Below are 19,583 nucleotides of genomic sequence, written 5' to 3' on the forward strand. Positions count from 1 at the left end.
GTTTTTTTAGAAACTATTCAAAAACAACTTTCCAGAGTTGTCTTTATCATTCAATCTTAAACAAATATCTTTATCTTCAATTAAATTAGGCATATCTTTCGGTAAATCAGAATCTATTAAAGTGCCTATATATTGTAAGTCATATTCTTCACAAAACTCTTTTATTAGATTTATATATCTAATTTTAATTCTGTCGTCCAAACCTTCTAAAACTCCATCGTGATAAACAAATTTGTAGAATGATTTGTCAGAATAATTAACTAATAGTGATAAGTCAAATGCAACGCAAAGTAATTTTTTATATGTTGTTCCCTGTGATTCAGAAGTTTTTAATAAATCAGTTTTGTTTTGGTAATCAGCATTAAATTCAACATTCCCTTGATTATTTAACTTCAATGAAATTAAAGCATTTGTATCTAATATCTCTTTAATTATAGAGTTAAAAACTTTATTAATATTTGAGTGTTTTCTTTCAGTTAAAGATATTTTTAATTCTGAAATTTTATCATTTATTATTTCTCGTTTTTCTTTTATGTCGTTTTCTAAAATTAATGTGCTGTCTATGGCTTTTAATTTATCTTTAATACGCTCAATTTCTACCTCAATACCAATTGTTTTTTTCTGATACTCTTTAAATTTAAAATAACTGTCTTTTTCTGTTAATAAAGATAATAAATCACTTTTTTGAGATTCAATTTCTTTAATACTTTTGTTTAATTTGGTGTAATCAACTTTTAACAGACTTAAAGTTTCAGAAAGATACTCTTTGCGTTCTGTTGTTAAGGATTTTTGAAAATTAATTAAATCGTCATATTCCTTTTTTAATTGCTTAGGGTAATACAAGTTTACATCTTCAAATAGACTATTAATTTCTTTATCGTCAACATCATCATTTATTTGAGATAATGATGATTCTATTTTGTTAATTTCATATGAAATTCTATATCTATCAGTATTGAATGCCTGAAGTTTTGTATCAATTTCTTCAACAAGTTGCTTGTTTGTAAGAATATCTTCTTTAAAAAAATTAAATTTATCTATTTGGCTTTTAATCCCTGAAAGTTCAATTTTCTTTATTTCTAAAAGCCCTTCTAATCTATCTTTTTCAGAAGTATCTATTTGTGCTTCCAGTTTTAAGGTCTTTGTTCTTTTCTTTAAGTCTTCAATATCTTCTTCAATTTCTAATTTTTCTAAAATTAGACTCCCATTAAATCCTAATAAATCAAAAACAAAAGGTTTCCAATCTTTATGTTTACCTTTAAATTTATTCAATTTAAAAACATCTAAAAAATCTTGTTGACTTCTTAAAAAATAGGTTATAGATTTTCTATAATCCCAATTTGGTAATACATTAAAATCTAAGTATTCATTTAACTTTACTCTTGCTTTTTTGAATGTTAATTCTTCATCCCAATCAATATCCAACTTAAAACCATCTAGCTTAGAGTCATTCAATTTGAAAAATACTTTAGTAGCTGAATTTATGGCACGTTTAATAACTAAATATTTTTCATTATTTAGTTTGAATTCACCATAAAACTCTTGACCTATAAAAAGATCATTACCTAAAAGCTTATCTGTGTTCTTATTATAACTTGATATGAGTAAAAAATCAATAACTCTAATTAATGTTGATTTACCTAAACCGTGTGTATCTTTCTTTTCATCTGATTGTTTTGACGCAACAATAGCATTGAATTTTTCATTAAATTCAATATTCTTAAAATTTTTATTAGAATATATTTTACTAATCTTCATTATTCTCGTTGATTAACGTAATTGCGTCAATGTTTTTCAAGTATTCTATTTTACCGATAGAAAATAAAAAGGTTAAAGAATAATTGATATTGTTTTTTGCATTTATTCCAATTTCACTTACTAACATTTCTTTTAAATCTTCATATTTTATTAAAGTTTCCTCTTTTAGGAAGCCCAAAACTTTGCCTGCAATATAAATCACAGAATATTTAATGTTTGTATGTTTTGTTGGTGTTAGCATAATTTATTCATTAATTCCAATGTCACAGTTATAATACATATAATGTAGAAATAATCGAACCAATCTACGTTTATTTTTTAACTCTGTATTATTTTCAACTATAAAATCATATAAGAACTCTAATATCATTTCAAATTTTTCGAAGTCAGTTCTGTGCACAGTAATTTTCGCATTTATATCATCAATAGTATTTTCATACTTATCTAAATATTCTTTATTGATTGAATCTGTTAGAAATGCTCTTATCTGTCCGAAATAGATTAGATTTTTTTTGATTACGTTGTCAAAATATTCTTTGCTTAGTGCGTTTAATTTGTTTTTATTTTCAATATCACGATTTTCTGGAATTTTTGATAACTCTCCTTTTTTCTTATCTAATTTGCTGAAAGAATTGACTATAAGCCTTAAATCATTTTCGTCAAAATTTAGAGGTAAAAGTAGTTTGTTAAGATTCATTTTTTTTACAATTAAAGGATATGAATTTATCCATAAATCAATTTGCTCTAAACCAATTACTCTATTTTCAATTCCAGTTTTTGTATCAAAAAGATCCTCAATTTTAGGATGCTGACCACCACTTAATTTTCTGTTTGTAAAAAGTAAATAATAATCTATCTCATCTTTCTTTTTTAATTTTTGGATTGCGGGAATAACACTTTTTTTTAGAATTGATTGAAAGTCGCTTTCTGAACAACTTGCATTATTTCTTTGAGTGTGTTTTGCTTGAATAATAATTTTACCTCTCCAAGGTTCTATTTTACTTGGGTAATTATTAGCTGTTCCGTTAAATTCGGCATCCCTTCCACCATCCTTACCTTCAGAAAAAACTATAGTTCCAATTCCTAAAATCTCACTACAAATTAATGCAACTAAGATTTCAAAATCACTATCTGTTAAGTATTCTAATGGGTATTTCATATTGTTTGCAAAGGTATTAAATTATAACTTTAGGTTTGTTTGAATTTAGATTTTTAAATGCACGACAACATACAGTTCCTAAAGTTTCATTTTTTTCTTTAAATCAACAATCATTTTGTCATCAACATTAAGATAACGCCTACTACCTAAATACCTGTTTTTATTAAACGCATCATAATTAGGTTCTTTAGAATCCATAGAGCTTACATGTACGTTTCCAGAAGAGTGAATAAATTCCATTTTATCGTTTCCTAACCAAATACCAACATGTGTAACACGTTGTTTTTTATTTGAGGTAGCTTTTTTACCAAAGAACAATAAATCGCCTTTTTCTAAACCTTTAAAATTTAAATCAGTGTCAACAACTTTACCAGCGTTAATTTGTTGAGAAGCATCTCTAGGAATGATAAAACCATTCATTAAATACACCATTTTAGTAAAACCACTACAATCCACTCCTTTGCTAGAAGTTCCTCCCCATAAATAAGGTAAGCCCATCATTGTTTTTGCAGTAACTTCAATATTTTCTTGAGATATTGCTAAGTTTTTAATCCAAGAATTATAAATAACAGCTTCATCTTTTTTTATAAATCCAGTTCTATCATCAGGATATTTTACTTCATAAAAATGATCATCTTCAGAAATATATTGTAACAATCCGCCTAAAGTAATATCAGAAACAATTTCAGCATCAATTGATTTATCAGCATAGACGAATCCAAAATTTTTGGTAAAAAGCACTTTTTTAGCAGCGTTCCATGCATCAAAATCTTTTTTGTTCATTCTGGTAATTCCTCCTTTATCTACCCAAGAAATATAATTATCCGGAGTTTGAACTCTATAAAAATCGCCTTTCTTATCTAAGACTTTTAAAGGCATTCCCAGTAAACCTTGTGTTCCTAATTCAGCAGAATGTCTAGGTAGAGATCGAATGTTAATGACTGAGTTTCTAGCAACGGCAAATTGTACGTTTCCAATAGCAGAATCTGGTAAAACACGCACATTATTTGTAAAGGTTAACTGCCTGTTTTTTAAACTATCTAAAAGTATAGAAAAAGCTTTTTTACTTGTTGTTTCTCCTTCTAAAATAAGTTGATTGTCTGCAAGTTCAAAATTAATATCAAACAGTTCCACTCTTTTGTCTGGAGCAAATTCTGTCTTTAAATTGGTATGTATATTTTGAATTTCGGTAATTGATTTTGCTTCATTTTTACAAGACGAAAAAAGAATTAAAATTAGTAGCGTAAAAGGTTTTATAATTTTCATTAATAAAATATTTTCAGCTAAAGTACAAAAAATCGAAACTCAAAAAATTGAATTCTCAATAGGATTGTTTTATATTTGGAGACACTCATTTTTAAGCTGATGAAATATCAAAATAATTTAGAATTTGCCAAACAGCAAGATAAAGAAGATGCACTTGCTTCTTTAAGAAATCAATTTCATATTCCTAAAGATAAAAACGGAAACGATTGGTTGTATTTTACAGGTAATTCTTTAGGATTACAACCCAAAGCTACCAAAGAATATATCAATCAAGAATTAGAAGATTGGGCAAATTTAGGAGTAGAAGGTCACTTTGAAGCAAAAAATCCGTGGTTAAATTACCATGAATTATTAACTGATAAAATGGCAAAAGTAGTGGGGGCAAAACCTGTTGAGGTTGTTGTTATGAATACACTTACAACCAACCTTCATTTGCTAATGGTTTCGTTTTATAGACCTACCAAAACAAAGTATAAAATTATTATAGAATCTGATGCTTTTCCTTCGGATAGATATGCGGTGCAATCTCAACTAAAATTTCATGGTTTTGATGAAGAAACCGATTTAATAGAATGGAAACCAAGAGAAGGCGAAACCTTATTAAATATAGAAGATTTAGAAACCATTTTAGAGTTTGAAGGCGATGAAGTGGCACTGCTTTTAATAGGTGGCGTAAATTACTATACAGGTCAGTTTTTAGATTTAGAGCGAATCGCTCAGATTGGTCATGCTAAAGATTGCATAGTTGGTATAGATTTAGCACACGGAGCAGGAAACATTCAGCCAAACTTACATAATTCTGGAGTAGATTTTGCAGCGTGGTGTACCTACAAATATTTAAATTCAGGACCAGGAAGTTTAGCAGGATTGTTTGTACATGAAAAACATGCCAAGAATAAAAAATTACCGCGTTTTGCAGGTTGGTGGAATCATAACAAAGAAACACGTTTTAATATGAGAATGCCTTTTGATGTGATGGAAGGAGCAGAAGGTTGGCAGTTATCTAACCCGCCAATATTATCTATGGCAGCAATTTTAGCATCACTAGATATTTTTGATAAAGTTGGTATGGACGCTTTAAGAGAAAAATCAGAAAAGTTAACAGGGTATTTCGAGTTTTTAATTAATGAAATTGGTTCTGATAATATAAAAATTATTACGCCTTCAAAGCCAAAAGAACGTGGCTGTCAATTATCCATTCAAGTTAAAAATGCCGATAAAAGTCTGCATAAAAAACTAATAGAAAAACATCTTATAACAGATTGGAGAGAACCAGATGTTATCCGTTGTGCACCAACACCATTATATAATACTTTTGAAGATGTGTATCAAATGGTTTCAATATTAAAAGAGTTATTGTAGATAGAAGATACCTCACAGGTTTTTAAAACCTGTGAGGTTTAATTTTTGAAAAAATGAACAAAAAAGATAAAATAGTAATAATCGGAGCAGGACTTTGCGGTTCTCTTTTAGCGTTACGTTTAGCACAAAGAGGTTTTAAAGTAGAAGTTTACGAAAGCAGACCAGATTTAAGAACCGTAGATATTTCTGCGGGGAGATCTATCAATTTAGCTTTGTCAGACAGAGGTTTTAAAGCGTTGCGTTTGTGTGGGGTAGAAGAAAAGGCAAGAGAAATTTGCATACCAATGTACGGGCGTTTAATGCATGATAGAGCAGGAAATACGTTTGCTTCTAATTATTCCGGAAGAGAAAATGAATACATCAACTCTATTTCTCGTGGCGATTTAAATGCACTGTTATTAACAGAGGCAGAAAAACATAAAAACGTAAACATTCATTTTAATAAAAAATGTAAAAATGTCGATTTAGAAAATAGCATTGCACATTTTAAAGATTACAAAACCAAAGAAGAATTTGCGGTAAATGCAACTGTTATTTTCGGAGCAGATGGAGCAGGTTCTTCACTTAGAAAAAGTTATTATTTAGAACGTAAATTCTTATTTAGTTATTCTCAAAACTATTTAAACCACGGATATAAAGAGTTAGAAATCCCTGCGGATAAAAGCGGAAATCATCAAATAAGTAACCAGCATTTACACATTTGGCCTCGTGGCGATTTTATGTTAATTGCCTTACCAAATTTAGACGGTAGTTTTACCGTTACACTCTTTTTGAGTTATAATGAAGGCGAATTTAATTTCGAAAACTTAACATCCGAAGAGAAAATAACGGCCTTTTTTGAAAAAGAATTTCCAGATGCGTTGGCAATCATTCCAAATATAAAAGAAGAATTTTTAAACAATCCAACAGGTGCTTTAGGAACCATAAAATGTTCGCCTTGGAGTTATCAAAACAAAACGGTGTTAATGGGCGATGCTGCACATGCAATTGTGCCTTTTTACGGACAAGGAATGAATGCTTCTTTTGAAGATGTTACCGTATTTGATGCGGTTTTAAATGAAAATTTAGAAGATTGGGAAACTGTTTTTAAAACCTATCAAAAAGCAAGAAAAAAAGACACAGATGCCATTGCAGATCTAGCAATCGATAATTTTCATGAAATGAGAGATCACGTTGCGAATCCTATTTTTAAAGAAAAAAGAAAGATAGAAATGGATTTAGAAAAGACGTTTCCAACCGAATATTTTTCTAAATATTCTTTGGTTACTTTCAATGAAAATATGGGTTATGACAACGCCATGAAAAAAGGAAGAGCACAAGACAAAGCCTTGTTAAATTTAATTGCGGGCAATGAAGTACACACGCATTTAAACATGACAAAAGAGGAATTGAAAGTCATTTTAGAAAAAGTAAAAACAGAAACAAATAACATTTTAGAAGAAGATAAAATTGCAGGGTTGTAATTTTTTTTGAAGCTATTTCCTGCTTTCCACTATATCTTTTTTCTTCTGTTCTCGATACAAATTTGCGAAAAAGCAAATTCACTCGAACTGACAGAAAAAAGGATGCCGTTTCAATCAGGGCTAGAGCAATTAATAAAAGCTATTAATTGTAAGAAATAAAGAGACCATTTATAAAGTCAATGAAAAAATATATAGTTTTATTAAGAGGAATTAATGTGTCGGGAAAAAATAAACTCCCAATGGCAGAACTACGTAATTTATTAAACGATTTAGGTTTTAAAAACGTACAAACCTACATTCAGAGTGGAAACATTATTTTAGAATCAGATGAAGGTAAATCTGTAATTTGTAAAAAAATTAATGAAGCCATTAAAAATAAATTCGGTTTTGATGTTCCTGTAATTGCAAGAACAGTTCCTCAATTTAAAAAAGCAATTGCTAGTTATCCTTTTCCAACAGACAATACCAAAATAGTTGCATTTGTTTTCTTAAACAAAAAAGTATATGAAACTAAAATTGATGTAATAGATATTGGTAAAGATCAATATTTAATAGATAATGATACGGTATACATTTATTGCGAAACAGGTTTTTCTAAAACAAAACTTACTAATAATTTATTTGAAAGAAAATTGCTTGTGAGCGCAACAACTAGAAATTACAATACCACATTAAAGTTATTAGAATTGGCAGAAAGCAATTAAATTTGATATGAAATATACAATTATTGGTGCCGGAATTGGAGGGTTGACAACAGCATTGGCTTTTGAAAAAGCAGGAATTGAATATAAAATTTTTGAAAAAGCCCCCGCATTAAATGAGGTAGGAGCCGGAATTTGGTTAGCGCCAAATGCCTTGCAAGTTTTAGATCGTTTAGGTGTTTTAGAAGAGGTAGTTGCTAGCGGAAACCCTATTGATAGAATAACGATTGGGAAACAAGATTTATCGCCACTTTCGGATAGTTTGCAAGGTTTTATAAAAGATAAATTCGGTTTTACAACCATTGCAATTCACAGAGCAGCACTTCAAAAAATATTGTTTAGTAAAATTCCGAAAGAGAAAGTATTTTTAAATAATGGTTTTCAGTCTTTTAAAGAATTAGAATCAGGGATTATAGAAGTTTCTTTTAATGATGATGCTAAAATTAAAACCAACTTTTTAATTGGTGCAGATGGTATAAACTCTAAAGTTAGAAATCAACTTTTTCCAGAAAGTACCAAGCGGTATTCTGGGCAAACTTGCTGGCGTGGAATAACAGATTTAACTTTAAAAGAAGATTTTTTACACAGAGGTTTCGAGCTTTGGGGAGACAAAATTAGGTTTGGAATTTCTAAAGTATCAAAAGACAAAGTGTATTGGTTTGCGGTTGCTTTATCTGAAGAAAATGGTAAAGACGATACTCATTTGGTAAAAGAGAAACTATTAAAAATGTTTGCAGATTTTAATCCATTAATAACAGATTTAATTGAAGCAACAAATGTTAATCAGATTATTAGAAATGATATTCACGATTTAAAACCGCTTAAAAAGTGGCACAAAAATAATATTTGTTTAATTGGTGATGCGGGGCATGCTACAACACCAAATATGGGACAAGGAGGCGCACAGGCAATAGAAGATGCTTTTTATTTAAGCAAATTAATTGCAACGCATAAAGATGAAAATGTGTTTGAATTGTTTCAACAAAAAAGACAAAAAAAAGTCAGTTTAGTTGTAAACCAATCTTGGACAACAGGAAAAATGGCACATTGGAAATATGGTCAATCTTTTAGAAACTTTATCTTAAAAAATGTACCTAAAAAAATGATAGAAAAGAAAATGATTGCATTATATCAACTAGAAAAATAACAAATGAATACAGAAATAAAAGAGAAAATAATTGCAGTTTGTGATGAGAAAATTGCTAAAAAAGGAACCAATGTTGGTTTGTCTTTTTATGCCTTTTTTAAGAATAAAAATGACAATCCGGTTTTGTTAATGGAAGTGGCAAAATGGTGGATTGAAACGCATAAGTTAGATCATTTTGAAAAAGCAGTTAAGATTAAACAAATGATTTTGGAAAACAAATAAGAATCAAGAAGATAGAGGTGAGAGAAAAGACACAGTTGTCTTAATTTTTGTTTCTTAATTCTTACATCTATTTTATATATGAATTTAAACATACAAAACAAGAATGCAATTGTTTGTGGAAGTACACAAGGAATAGGAAAAGCATCTGCAATAGCTTTAGCAAATGAAGGCGTAAATGTTACTTTAATAGCCAGAAATGAAGAAAAATTAAAAACTGTTTTGGCAGAATTACCAAATAACAATCAGCAGCATACTTATTTAGTGGCAGATTTTTCTAAACCCGAAGAATTAAAAAAAGCACTAGAAACTACAGATTTAAAGTTTCATATTTTAGTAAATAATACTGGAGGTCCAAAAAGTGGCGATTTAATTTCTGCTGCTCCATCAGAATTAATAAATGCATTTCAGATGCATGTTGTTTGCAATCAAATTTTGGTGCAAGCAGTGGTTCCTTTTATGAAAGAAGTAAAGTTTGGTAGAATTATCAACATAATTTCTACATCAGTAAAAGAGCCTATTCCTGGTTTAGGTGTTTCTAATGCCATAAGAAATGCGGTTGGTAATTGGGCAAAAACGTTAGCTACAGAACTTGGCGGATTTCAAATTACAGTTAATAATGTATTACCGGGTTTTACAGATACAGCACGTTTAGATGAAATTATTAAGATAAAAGCAAATATATCGAACACCACAGAACCAGAAATGGAACAAATTATGAAAAGTTATGTGCCAGCAAAACGTTTTGCTAAAGCGGAAGAAACTGCTGCTGCTGTAACCTTTTTATCTAGTGAACAAGCAAGTTATATAAACGGAATTAATCTTCCTGTTGATGGAGGAAGAACTAAAAGTTTATAGTAGTTTATAAACTTAAAAATTAATGTATTAACTTTAGTACCTAAATTAACCAAACTAAATATGAATCGTAGAAAATTTATTTTATCATCAATAATGACAACAGGGGCGTTGGCTTTATTTCCAACATCAACTATAGCTAATTCTAACGTAAAAACGTTACCTTGTTTAAATAACCTTATGAATATTTCACAAAGCTTTTCTTTAACTAGTTTACCTCTTGGTTTCTCCAATGCAAGTGAAAGCTTACTGACCACTTTAAAAGAGGAAGGCTATTTTTTTAATGCGAATTCTGTAGTGAAATTAAATAATAACTGTTATGCAATTTCTGTACAGAGAAATCCTTTATTAGGTTTTAAAAGTAATGAGTTGGCTTTATTAGTAAAAGAAGGTGTAACGAGTAAACACTATATTTTAGAAGAAGAAATGGCAACTGAGTTTAACGCATTAATAGATAATTATAGCTATAATATGAATGCCTTAGGGTGTGAGGATAATGTAGCAGATTTTGCTTTTCCTATTAAAGTTAAAGAAGAGAAAAAAGGCAGAAACAGTATTTTTTCTTATCAGAACAATTTAGACAATACAATAGTTTTAAAGAGAAATAAAAAAGGAGTAAGAGCAATAATTTGTTAGATTAAAGTAATTTTTTTTGTAAAATAATTAAAGTATGAGCAATTTAGTACAGCCTTTAAATTTTAAAAAATGGATTGATGAACATCGTCATTTATTAAAGCCGCCCGTTGGTAACAAGCAGGTTTGGGATAATGGCGAGTATATTGTAATGGTTGTTGGCGGACCTAATAATCGAAAAGATTATCATTATAACGAAACGCCAGAGTTTTTCTATCAAGTAGAAGGAGATATGATTTTAAAAATCATAGATGATAAAGGTAAAATGATTGATGTAGCAATTAATGAAGGTGATATTTATTTATTACCAGCAAAAGTGCCACATTCGCCACAAAGAAAAGCAAATACGGTTGGTTTGGTTATTGAATATCCACGTTCTGAAGGGATGCTAGATGCTTTAGAATGGTATTGTGAAAACTGTGGAAACCAGTTGTATAGAGAAGAATTTGCATTGGGGAATATTGAAACAGATATGCCCGTTATTTTTGATAAATATTATTCTGATAAACAAAAATGTACCTGTAATAATTGTGGTACAATAATGGAAGCACCTCAAAAACTTAAATAAATCGTGTTCGTCATTACGAGGAAGAATGACGAAGTAATCTCTAATTAAAAGATTGCCACGGCTTGTGCCTCGCAATGACAAAAGCATGGAAAAAAGAAAACTACGCATAAACGGGCATTCACATTTGTTACCTTATCCAGAAGAAATTCCGGATTTTATGAAGGAAAAAGAGATTTTCTGGGTAGATGATGAACGCAAACACATGTTGCAAAAAGGGTGGAAAAGACCTGTAACCCATTCTAGTTTTTTCTTAGATGAAAAATTGCTTTGGATGGAAAAAAACAAACTAGATCATGCAGTTGTTTTAAATCTATCTCAGTTATACGGGAATGGTTTGCGTTTAGAAGAAATGAAAAAAGCGTTGCGTTTTCAGAATGATTTTAATGCAAAAGTGCAGCGAGAACATCCGTCTAAATTTACCTGTGGTTTTGTGGTGCATCCGGGTTTTATTTATGGAGCTTTAGATGAAATAAAACGTTGTGTAGAGGAATTAGGTTTAAAAGTGTTGTGTTTGCCAACGCATTTTATGGATTCTATTGGGCAATGGCGTTGTGTCTTTGATGAAGAAAATGATCGAATTTTTGAATTGGCAGATCAATATAAATTGGCAATTGAAATTCATCCGTATGATGGAGATAAAATGATAAAATTAGAGAATACCAATTGGCGTTTTCATTTAATTTGGATGTTGGCACAATGTGGTGATGCGTATCATTTTTATACGTTAAACGGAATGCAAGAGCGCTTTAAAAATATTAGAACGTGTTTTGCGCATGGAGGTCAATTGGCACAAATGAATTTAGGTAGAAGGATTCAGGGTTTTGACGGAAGACCCGATTTATTTGAAGGGAAAACACATCCAAGAAAAGCAGTAGGACATAAAAACATTTTTTTTGATACGCTCGTTCACGATACAGATTCTTTAAAATTAATGTTTAAAAGACAAGGTGTAAGTCAGGTTTTAATGGGCTTAGACGATCCGTATCCGTTAGGAGAAATGGAAAGTGATAAACAATCTTCTTATCCTGGAAAAATTTTAGATTTAGCTATTGATGAAAAAATTATTACCGAAACAGAAAAAGGACAAATTTGGGAAGATAATGTGTTGCAATGGTTGTTTGGTGATGATGAGGTTGCTAAGCAAGATTTGATTACTAAAATACTTTTTTAAAAGTTTTCATTATCCAATCTCAATATTCAGTTGCAGTTTCCAATAAGATGATTACTGCAAACTACAACTGAATACTATTTTAAAATAATTTTAGATTTTTTTGATATATTCTTTTCTATATTTTAATTTCAATTGTTTTGTTTTCTGTTAATTGAAATTTAGCATCATCGTATTTTGGAGGTCCCATAAAGCCTCTAGCATTGTTAGAACAACCATAATCTTCTTTAGGGATTTTAAACATATTTGTATCCATTTTTTTGTTGTCATTTTCATCATGAACAAATGAAACAGCATATTCTCCTTTTGGTAAACCTTTAAATATAACTACCGATTTCTTATCTTTAACTTTTACAATATCTCCTTTAAATTGCTTTTTTAAGAAGCTTTCTTTTTTATTGTATAGACCTATTAATAGTGTTCCTTTATCAGAATTTAAACCAGAAATATGAACGGTTAAATCTGCGGATTCCTCTTGTGCGTTTGTTGTTAAAATTCCACTAAAAAGAATAGTGAAGATTAAAAGTAATTTTTTCATAATTAGATGTTTTATTTGATATTGTAAATATCTAAAGTTATTTCCTTTTTTAATTAAGAAACATACCGAATTGTTGTTTTTTAATTCTTAGTTGAGGTTTTATAAATCATTTCATTTGGAAATGCGCTTTTTCTACTATTTTTTGCAATTTTAGTAGAAATCATTTTTTAGATTTTTGTAAGTAATAGAATATAAATCCGCTTGCAAAATAAAGAATAACATCTACAATGTCTTTGGTATATCTTGCTAAATATTTTGGAAAAATAGATTCAAATAAAATACTGTACATCAAACATAAATATAAAATTACCCATAAACTTAAGGTGTAATTTACATCATTTTTAGACCATTTTAAAATTTGTAAACTGATATAAAGAATGATTGGAACAATTAAAAAGTCATTCAGATAAAAACGAATGATTCTAGGTAAAGGAACAGAAAAATATTGAAGGAAATAAACTGTAGTTCCTGTTAATAATGAAAAGATAAAATAATAAAGTAACGTTTTTTTCATTTTTAACCCGCAGCAACCATTGCAATAAACCATGCTAAACCAGCGCCAATTGTGCTAATAATCATAATTGTAGAATATAAAAACCATCCCGCAATTCTGTATAACCAAAAAGGATGTTTTTTTAACCTTTCTGCTAAATTAGGATGCTCCTTTTCGTAAATAGCTTTATCAACTTGTTGCTGTTTTACATTTTCTGCTCTAATTTCTACCTTTTTTTGATGAGAGATTAAAGTATTGCAGTTTGTACAATATTCTTTATCGGTATTGAAAATGCCACATTTGGGGCATCTTATCATTCTTTTAGTGGCCATAAATTAGCTTTTAAAAGAATATTTATTTTTCTTTTTATAAGGTCTTATAATTAAACGAGTTTCTCTATCAAAACGAATATAATTATACACCCAATTTAGAAAAACGATGGCTTTGTTTCTAAAACCAATTAAAGAAAAAAGATGTACAAACATCCAAACAAACCAAGCAAAAACTCCTTGAAATTTCCATTTAGGCAAATCTACAACCGCTTTATTTCGTCCAATGGTTGCCATAGAACCTTTGTCTTTATAAACAAATGCTTTTTGTTCTTTGTTAAAAAGTTTTGCTAAAATATTTTTTGCTACTAATTTACCCTGTTGAATGGCAGGTTGTGCCATCATTGGGTGTCCGTAAGGTTTTTTTTCTGAAGACATACAAGCAACATCACCAATTGCATAAATATTTGGGTGATTTAAAACTTGATTAAACTCATTTACTTTTATTCTTGCGGCTCTTTCTATAACACATTCGGTGTTTAAACCATCAATCATTTGCCCTTTAACTCCTGCTGCCCAAATTACAGTTTCTGCATTAAAATGATCCTCGCCATTTGTAGTAACCGTTTTTCCATCATAATCTAAAACACGTAAATTTTTCCAAACATTCACGCCTAATTTTATTAGAAAATCTTCTGCTTTTTCAGAAGCTTTTGCGCTCATTCCTTTTAACAAACATTCAGAACTTTGAATTAAGTTTATCTGCATTTGTCTAATATCTAAATCCGGATAATCTTTTGGTAAAATTCCTTTTTTCATTTCTGCCAAAGCACCTGCTAATTCTACACCTGTTGGTCCGCCACCTACAATTACAAAATTCATTAAGGCATTTCTTTCTTCTATGTTAGAAGTTAATAAAGCCTCTTCAAAATTTTCTAAAATTAAACTTCTAATGTTTAAAGATTGCGGAATGGACTTCATTTCCATCGTATGTTTTTTGATATTGGTATTACCAAAAAAGTTGGTTGTAGAACCTGTAGCTATAATTAATTCATCATATTCTAAGTTTCCAATAGAGGTTTCAATGGTGTTGTTTTCTGTGTTTATTTTTTCTACTTCTGTTAATCTAAAATAGAAATTATTAACATCATTAAAACGTTTTCTTAGTGGAAAAGCAATAGAATCTGGCTCTAAACCACCTGTAGCAACTTGGTATAATAAAGGTTGAAATGTATGATAGTTGTGTTTGTCAATTAAAACAACTTGCAATTCTTGTTCTTCTAATCCTTTTGCAGCTGCTAAACCCGCAAAACCACCACCAATAATTACAACTCTTGGAAAACTAGTTTGTGGTATGTTCATGTAAATTATTGACTTTAGAAATGTTAGAATTTTAAAGTGTAAATTTACTGAAATAAAAAAGAAAATATTATTTATGCGCTAACTTAATCTCTTGTAAAGTTTTATTTGTATTGACGAATTCTGTTATCACTTTAAAACGCATGGTATCTATATCATCTTCAAAATAGTTGGCCCACTTGGTTTCTTTAAATAAAATGGATATTTGTTTTACTTTTTGTTGGGCTTCATTTAATGTAAAACGGATGTTATTAGCATCTTCTTTTTTAGGAAGAATATTAGCCGTTTTTTCTTCAAAATTTACAGCAATAAAAAATATTTTCTCTGTTGAATTGATGGGGTAGAAGCTGTTCCATTTTGCAAATCCAATTACTATTTGTTGGTTTTTATAATCTTCATTAGCAATTAACTTCCATCTACAATTGGCAACGCGTCCCCAATGATTCGATTTTCTATACACACCTTCATCAGTATAAAAATACATGCTTTCAGATTTACTTTTGTAATTGGTGTTTTCTGGAATTTGAAAATTATCAACTTGGGTAAATTTACAGAAAGTATGTTTAAAAAAGTTGGTTTTGTTATAGGTTTTCAAAAATAATATTTTTACAAAAGTAATTAAAAACGTCATTGCGAGGAACGAAGCAATCTCATAATTTAATAAAAAGATTGCTTCAGTCATTCTTTCTTCGCAATAACGAATAAAAAAAACGCAATCAAATGAATGATTGCGTTTAAGGTTCCTTAGAAAATTAGGAGTTTATTTTTTTATAATCTTTTTCATTGCAATTTTCCCACTTTTAGTTTCTATTTTTAGAATGTATATTCCAGGTGAAATACTATGAATATCAATTTTATTTTTCTGAAATATTTTAATTTCTTTTCCTGTTAGGTCTAAAATTTTTCCAATTTTTATTTTTTCATCCAATTGAATGGTAACAAGATTACTTATAGGATTTGGAAAGACGGAAACATTAATTTGATTGACATCTTTAATGCTTGCTGTTGCATTACAGTTTGTACTATAACTAGCGGTAACATCTTTGTTCCATACTGGTGAAGCTGGAGTAAAACTGGCATCTATTTGAATACAAGTTAAATCTGGGTTTCCATCTGTACCCATATAAGTAAAATTTGAATTATTACCATTGGCTACATTTAAATTGATTAATTTACTATTTCTAATAAATAAATAAGTTAAAACAGGGTTTTGAGATACATCTAAACTAGTAATTAATGTTTTATAAAGTCGAAGAGTTGTTAATGATGAATTATTAGAAACATCAATAGCAGTAAGATCATTTTCATTACAAACCAATTCTTTTAAATTTGTATTTGTAGAAAGGTCTAAACTTGTTATTTTATTTATTTGAGCATCTAATTTTGTTAGTTTTGTTAATCCAGTAGTATTTAAAGATGTTATTTGATTTATTCGGCAATTTACCTCAGTTAAATTAGGGTTGTTAGATAAATCTAGCGCAGTTAATTTATTATTAAAACAAACTAACTTAGTTAACGTTGTGGTTTGTGGTAATATTAATGTTGTTAAACTTGCGGCTTGTTGCGAGCAATCTATTTCTACTAAAGCGGTGTTATTAGATAAATCTATAGAAGTTAATTTGTTTCTGTCTACTGTAAATTTGGTCATTTTTGTAAATGCCTCTATTCCTGTTAAATCTGTAATATTCTTATAAGTTATAGTTAAAGCTCCACTAAAAGCATTTGCTTCTGTACATTGTATTTGACCATCATTATTTAAATCAATATTTGTAGCATTATTTAATAATGCATTTTTAAAATTATTATCAGGTGTATTTAAAATACAGATTGTACTAAAGTTAGCTGTTATATTTTTAACGGCATCCATAGTTACATTAATAGAATTTGTGTAACCACTTACATCTCCAGACCAACCATCAAATTGATATCCAGCATTTGGTGTTGCTGTTAAGGTAACCAGAGTGTTATGAATATAAGTGCCATTTATTGGAGATGGGTTACTTGTTACTACTCCGTTTGTAGATGTAACAGTTAATGTATGTTTTAGTTGACTAAAATTTGCTGTAACTATTTTATCTTCATCTAAAGTAACATTAATTGGGTTTGTAGTTCCTGTAGCATTTCCAGACCAACCATCAAATTGATATCCAGTGTTTGGTGTTGCTGTTAAGGCTACAACCTCTCCATTATTATAAGCTCTGTTTGTAGGGTTTGGATTTGGATTACTAGTTACCGATCCATTTACAGCATTTATTTTTAATATTTTTGACGTAGAAACAGGCGAACCATATTCATAAGCACCTATATCTATTGTTGTGTTAAATATTCTATCGTTTCTTAAAATGTCTGTATTTCCGAAAAAATAAATGTTATTTCCTGTATTTATTGCAGGTGATGTTGCTTGTAATGAAAAATCTGTTGCACTTACAAATAATGGATCTGCTGTAGTTGTTGCAACTTTACTACTTATACTATCATCATTAAAATTGTAGGAATCAATAGAATTATTAACAACTAACGAATTTAAAGGATTTTTGTATAAATCTGTAATAGATCTTGTTTTTGCACCACCAACTGTAGTATTATCCCAAAAAATGCAGTTATTAACAGTCGCATTAAATGTACTACTAATTCCGGGTTGTTTACTTATACCCACTGTAGCTCTACTAAAATTGTTTAATGATTGATCTGTACCTAAATCTAAATTGTTTACATAGGTGTTATTTGTTAATTTTAGTGAAACGTTAGACGTATTGTCAATAACTCTAATCCAAGATGCGCTTCCTCCTAGTCCTTTTACTGTTGCACTTAAATCTCCTGCTAAATTACCATTAAACAAAGAGTTTGCTACAGTGATATCAACATTTGTATTGGCTCTTACAAAACTATAAATACCACTTGCCCAACGTGACATATTGTTAATAAATTGAGAGTTTTCAATAATTAAAGTACCTCTATCTCCTGATGTATTATTTAATTCGAATTCTGCTATTAAACCTGCATTATCATTTCTAGAAACATTGTTTTTAATGATACAGTTTTTTATACTTAATTTAGCTACTGTTTTTTCTTTAACTATTGCACCTCCTCTTTCTGTAGCACTTAAATTATTATGAGCATCACTAATAATTAAACCATCTAATAATAAATTATTTCCTGTTGCAGTAACATTAATAATATGATGGCTATTATCTGCATTTCTAGAAGTATTTGCATAATTATTTGCATAATCAGTAACGTTAACATCATTTGCTTGTAAATCACCAGATAAAATAGTTTTGTTTGCTATAAAATCTCTTTGATTACGTGTTGTTTCTGTACCTATAAAACCACCATAAATTCTTAAATCTTTTTTATTTATTGTATAGTAAACAGTTCTATTAGAAGTATGAGGTTTGTAAATACCAGCTGCCATCCAAATTTCTTCACCTGCAAGTGTATTTGTAATTGCATTGTCTAAATTTGTATAAGCATTTGCCCAGTTACTACCATCGTTATTACCTGTAGCATCAGATTTTACAAAAGTAGGTAGTCCTAAATTTTTAAATACAACTGGGTAAGACCATGTAGAAAAGCTACCTGTTCCACAATTTTTTCTAATATATACATTATAAGTTTCTGCTACTGTATTAGAAATAGAAATTGTAGATCCGCCAGAAACACCTGTAGTAATAGTTGCACTTGAAAAAGGTTCGGAGGCTTTATGGTATGCAATATCTACAGTTTGTGTGTCAGAAATTTTTACATCCATATTTGTATTTGTAATGTTAGTTGCAGATAAGTATGAGTTACTTATTTCTTTACAGAAATTATTGTAGTCTCCAATACTATTAATTTCTGCGTCTGTAAGTAATCTTTTATAGACAAGTACGTCATCAATAACATCTTCATATCTGCTATTACTTGGAGCTGCACCGTTTCTTAAATTTCCAAGTACAAAAAGATTTCCATTTGCATGCCCGTTGGTTACATTAAGTTGTCTGTTTTGAAAAGTCCTTGGACGATTATTTTTTGTGTCGTTGCTATCTATAGCACCGTCTACATAAATTTTTATAACATTATTTATACCTTTACTAGTACCAAGATTATCTGATCTATTATAAATTGAAACAACTATATGATGCCAATCACCATCGCTAATTACTGCATTAGAAAGAATACTATGGTTTACTACTGATGTTGCACCATTATAATACGTAAATTGATAACCAGCTTCTACTCTAATTTTACCTTCTTCTAGTCTTATAGAGAGTCCGCCCCAACCAACAGCTGTAACACTTGCTCTTGCACTTTTCTCTAAAATAATTTTTGTGTCGTTAGAGTTTGTTGTTGTTTTTACCCAAAAACTAAGGCTAGTATCAGTTGTAGTATTCGGAAAAGAGAAGTTACTGCTAAAGTTGCTTCCGTTAAGCTGTAATGCACTTGTTGGAGCATTTCCAAAACGATCATTAACTTCTGTATAAGAAGTGCCTGTGTACGTTAAATTATTTCCGTTTACCCCGTCTGTAACTAAATTTCCATTATCAAACCCATATTGAACCATAATATCGGAGGTAGGAAACTGAGCATTCATAAAACCACTAATTAATAGCGATAGCATAAGTATTTTTTTCTTCATAACATTT

19 protein-coding genes are annotated in these 19,583 nt (G+C 29.6%); 9 read left to right on the forward strand and 10 right to left on the reverse strand.

Annotation, left to right across the window (positions count from 1 at the left end; translation table 11 throughout):
• Window positions 1-6: 6 nt before the first annotated feature.
• From GQR92_RS14875 to GQR92_RS14890, 4 genes are all read right to left on the reverse strand, one after another.
• Window positions 7-1,758: a DUF2326 domain-containing protein gene (locus GQR92_RS14875; RefSeq protein WP_158840881.1), complete on the reverse strand. Its 1,752-nt coding sequence runs from the start codon at window positions 1,756-1,758 to the stop codon at window positions 7-9.
• Window positions 1,748-1,999, reverse strand: coding sequence for an ABC-three component system middle component 8 (locus tag GQR92_RS14880; RefSeq protein ID WP_158840883.1), 252 nt, complete (start codon window positions 1,997-1,999; stop codon window positions 1,748-1,750). Before GQR92_RS14880 ends, GQR92_RS14875 begins: the two co-directional genes overlap by 11 nt.
• Before the next feature lie 3 nt (window positions 2,000-2,002).
• Complete coding sequence (locus GQR92_RS14885) at window positions 2,003-2,917, reverse strand: ABC-three component system protein (RefSeq protein WP_158840885.1); 915 nt, start codon at window positions 2,915-2,917, stop codon at window positions 2,003-2,005.
• Window positions 2,918-2,995: 78 nt separating this feature from the next.
• Window positions 2,996-4,183: a C40 family peptidase gene (locus GQR92_RS14890; protein ID WP_158840886.1), complete on the reverse strand. Its 1,188-nt coding sequence runs from the start codon at window positions 4,181-4,183 to the stop codon at window positions 2,996-2,998.
• Window positions 4,184-4,282: 99 nt separating this feature from the next.
• On the opposite strand from GQR92_RS14890, the gene kynU reads away from it, so the two are divergent.
• From kynU to GQR92_RS14935, 9 genes are all read left to right on the forward strand, one after another.
• Window positions 4,283-5,545, forward strand: coding sequence for a kynureninase (gene kynU / locus GQR92_RS14895; protein ID WP_158840888.1), 1,263 nt, complete (start codon window positions 4,283-4,285; stop codon window positions 5,543-5,545).
• A gap of 53 nt (window positions 5,546-5,598) precedes the next feature.
• The gene (locus GQR92_RS14900) at window positions 5,599-7,008 is read left to right on the forward strand and encodes an FAD-dependent oxidoreductase (protein ID WP_158840890.1); all 1,410 of its coding nucleotides are present in this window, start codon (window positions 5,599-5,601) and stop codon (window positions 7,006-7,008) included.
• A 179-nt stretch (window positions 7,009-7,187) separates the two neighbouring features.
• Entirely contained in the window at window positions 7,188-7,712 is a 525-nt protein-coding gene (locus tag GQR92_RS14905) for a DUF1697 domain-containing protein (protein ID WP_158840892.1), read from the forward strand.
• A gap of 7 nt (window positions 7,713-7,719) precedes the next feature.
• On the forward strand, window positions 7,720-8,856 hold the full coding sequence (locus GQR92_RS14910) for an FAD-dependent monooxygenase (RefSeq protein ID WP_158840894.1): 1,137 nt from the start codon (window positions 7,720-7,722) through the stop codon (window positions 8,854-8,856).
• A 3-nt stretch (window positions 8,857-8,859) separates the two neighbouring features.
• Window positions 8,860-9,078 (forward strand): DUF6500 family protein, encoded by a 219-nt coding sequence (locus tag GQR92_RS14915; protein ID WP_158840896.1) that lies wholly within the window; start codon window positions 8,860-8,862, stop codon window positions 9,076-9,078.
• A 78-nt stretch (window positions 9,079-9,156) separates the two neighbouring features.
• The gene (locus tag GQR92_RS14920; protein ID WP_158840898.1) at window positions 9,157-9,933 is read left to right on the forward strand and encodes an SDR family oxidoreductase; all 777 of its coding nucleotides are present in this window, start codon (window positions 9,157-9,159) and stop codon (window positions 9,931-9,933) included.
• Window positions 9,934-9,993: 60 nt separating this feature from the next.
• Window positions 9,994-10,566, forward strand: coding sequence for a hypothetical protein (locus tag GQR92_RS14925; RefSeq protein ID WP_158840900.1), 573 nt, complete (start codon window positions 9,994-9,996; stop codon window positions 10,564-10,566).
• Between the two features lie 34 nt (window positions 10,567-10,600).
• A complete protein-coding gene (locus GQR92_RS14930; RefSeq protein ID WP_158840902.1) occupies window positions 10,601-11,131 on the forward strand; it encodes a 3-hydroxyanthranilate 3,4-dioxygenase in 531 nt (176 codons plus the stop codon).
• An 85-nt stretch (window positions 11,132-11,216) separates the two neighbouring features.
• Window positions 11,217-12,302 (forward strand): amidohydrolase family protein, encoded by a 1,086-nt coding sequence (locus GQR92_RS14935; RefSeq protein WP_158840904.1) that lies wholly within the window; start codon window positions 11,217-11,219, stop codon window positions 12,300-12,302.
• 115 nt (window positions 12,303-12,417) lie between these two features.
• On the opposite strand, the gene GQR92_RS14940 is transcribed toward GQR92_RS14935, so the two are convergent.
• The 6 genes from GQR92_RS14940 to GQR92_RS14965 all read right to left on the reverse strand — a co-directional run bounded on the left by GQR92_RS14940 (window position 12,418) and on the right by GQR92_RS14965 (window position 19,576).
• Entirely contained in the window at window positions 12,418-12,837 is a 420-nt protein-coding gene (locus GQR92_RS14940; RefSeq protein WP_158840906.1) for a DUF2141 domain-containing protein, read from the reverse strand.
• A gap of 160 nt (window positions 12,838-12,997) precedes the next feature.
• Complete coding sequence (locus tag GQR92_RS14945; RefSeq protein WP_158840908.1) at window positions 12,998-13,351, reverse strand: hypothetical protein; 354 nt, start codon at window positions 13,349-13,351, stop codon at window positions 12,998-13,000.
• Between the two features lie 2 nt (window positions 13,352-13,353).
• Complete coding sequence (locus GQR92_RS14950; protein WP_158840910.1) at window positions 13,354-13,662, reverse strand: hypothetical protein; 309 nt, start codon at window positions 13,660-13,662, stop codon at window positions 13,354-13,356.
• Between the two features lie 3 nt (window positions 13,663-13,665).
• The gene (locus tag GQR92_RS14955) at window positions 13,666-14,961 is read right to left on the reverse strand and encodes an NAD(P)/FAD-dependent oxidoreductase (protein ID WP_158840912.1); all 1,296 of its coding nucleotides are present in this window, start codon (window positions 14,959-14,961) and stop codon (window positions 13,666-13,668) included.
• A gap of 67 nt (window positions 14,962-15,028) precedes the next feature.
• The gene (locus GQR92_RS14960; RefSeq protein ID WP_158840914.1) at window positions 15,029-15,553 is read right to left on the reverse strand and encodes a hypothetical protein; all 525 of its coding nucleotides are present in this window, start codon (window positions 15,551-15,553) and stop codon (window positions 15,029-15,031) included.
• 165 nt (window positions 15,554-15,718) lie between these two features.
• Window positions 15,719-19,576, reverse strand: coding sequence for an InlB B-repeat-containing protein (locus tag GQR92_RS14965; RefSeq protein WP_158840916.1), 3,858 nt, complete (start codon window positions 19,574-19,576; stop codon window positions 15,719-15,721).
• Between the last annotated feature and the right edge of the window lie 7 nt (window positions 19,577-19,583).

Source organism: Polaribacter sp. L3A8 (genome assembly GCF_009796785.1).
GTDB lineage: Bacteria > Bacteroidota > Bacteroidia > Flavobacteriales > Flavobacteriaceae > Polaribacter.

What these genes read in the sequence shown, in the direction of transcription:
- GQR92_RS14875 (WP_158840881.1), bottom strand. Translation starts at nt 1,758, where the DNA reads ATGAAGATTAGTAAAATATATTCTAATAAAAATTTTAAGAATATTGAA.
- GQR92_RS14880 (WP_158840883.1), bottom strand. Translation starts at nt 1,999, where the DNA reads ATGCTAACACCAACAAAACATACAAACATTAAATATTCTGTGATTTAT.
- GQR92_RS14885 (WP_158840885.1), bottom strand. Translation starts at nt 2,917, where the DNA reads ATGAAATACCCATTAGAATACTTAACAGATAGTGATTTTGAAATCTTA.
- GQR92_RS14890 (WP_158840886.1), bottom strand. Translation starts at nt 4,183, where the DNA reads ATGAAAATTATAAAACCTTTTACGCTACTAATTTTAATTCTTTTTTCG.
- kynU (WP_158840888.1), top strand. Translation starts at nt 4,283, where the DNA reads ATGAAATATCAAAATAATTTAGAATTTGCCAAACAGCAAGATAAAGAA.
- GQR92_RS14900 (WP_158840890.1), top strand. Translation starts at nt 5,599, where the DNA reads ATGAACAAAAAAGATAAAATAGTAATAATCGGAGCAGGACTTTGCGGT.
- GQR92_RS14905 (WP_158840892.1), top strand. Translation starts at nt 7,188, where the DNA reads ATGAAAAAATATATAGTTTTATTAAGAGGAATTAATGTGTCGGGAAAA.
- GQR92_RS14910 (WP_158840894.1), top strand. Translation starts at nt 7,720, where the DNA reads ATGAAATATACAATTATTGGTGCCGGAATTGGAGGGTTGACAACAGCA.
- GQR92_RS14915 (WP_158840896.1), top strand. Translation starts at nt 8,860, where the DNA reads ATGAATACAGAAATAAAAGAGAAAATAATTGCAGTTTGTGATGAGAAA.
- GQR92_RS14920 (WP_158840898.1), top strand. Translation starts at nt 9,157, where the DNA reads ATGAATTTAAACATACAAAACAAGAATGCAATTGTTTGTGGAAGTACA.
- GQR92_RS14925 (WP_158840900.1), top strand. Translation starts at nt 9,994, where the DNA reads ATGAATCGTAGAAAATTTATTTTATCATCAATAATGACAACAGGGGCG.
- GQR92_RS14930 (WP_158840902.1), top strand. Translation starts at nt 10,601, where the DNA reads ATGAGCAATTTAGTACAGCCTTTAAATTTTAAAAAATGGATTGATGAA.
- GQR92_RS14935 (WP_158840904.1), top strand. Translation starts at nt 11,217, where the DNA reads ATGGAAAAAAGAAAACTACGCATAAACGGGCATTCACATTTGTTACCT.
- GQR92_RS14940 (WP_158840906.1), bottom strand. Translation starts at nt 12,837, where the DNA reads ATGAAAAAATTACTTTTAATCTTCACTATTCTTTTTAGTGGAATTTTA.
- GQR92_RS14945 (WP_158840908.1), bottom strand. Translation starts at nt 13,351, where the DNA reads ATGAAAAAAACGTTACTTTATTATTTTATCTTTTCATTATTAACAGGA.
- GQR92_RS14950 (WP_158840910.1), bottom strand. Translation starts at nt 13,662, where the DNA reads ATGGCCACTAAAAGAATGATAAGATGCCCCAAATGTGGCATTTTCAAT.
- GQR92_RS14955 (WP_158840912.1), bottom strand. Translation starts at nt 14,961, where the DNA reads ATGAACATACCACAAACTAGTTTTCCAAGAGTTGTAATTATTGGTGGT.
- GQR92_RS14965 (WP_158840916.1), bottom strand. Translation starts at nt 19,576, where the DNA reads ATGAAGAAAAAAATACTTATGCTATCGCTATTAATTAGTGGTTTTATG.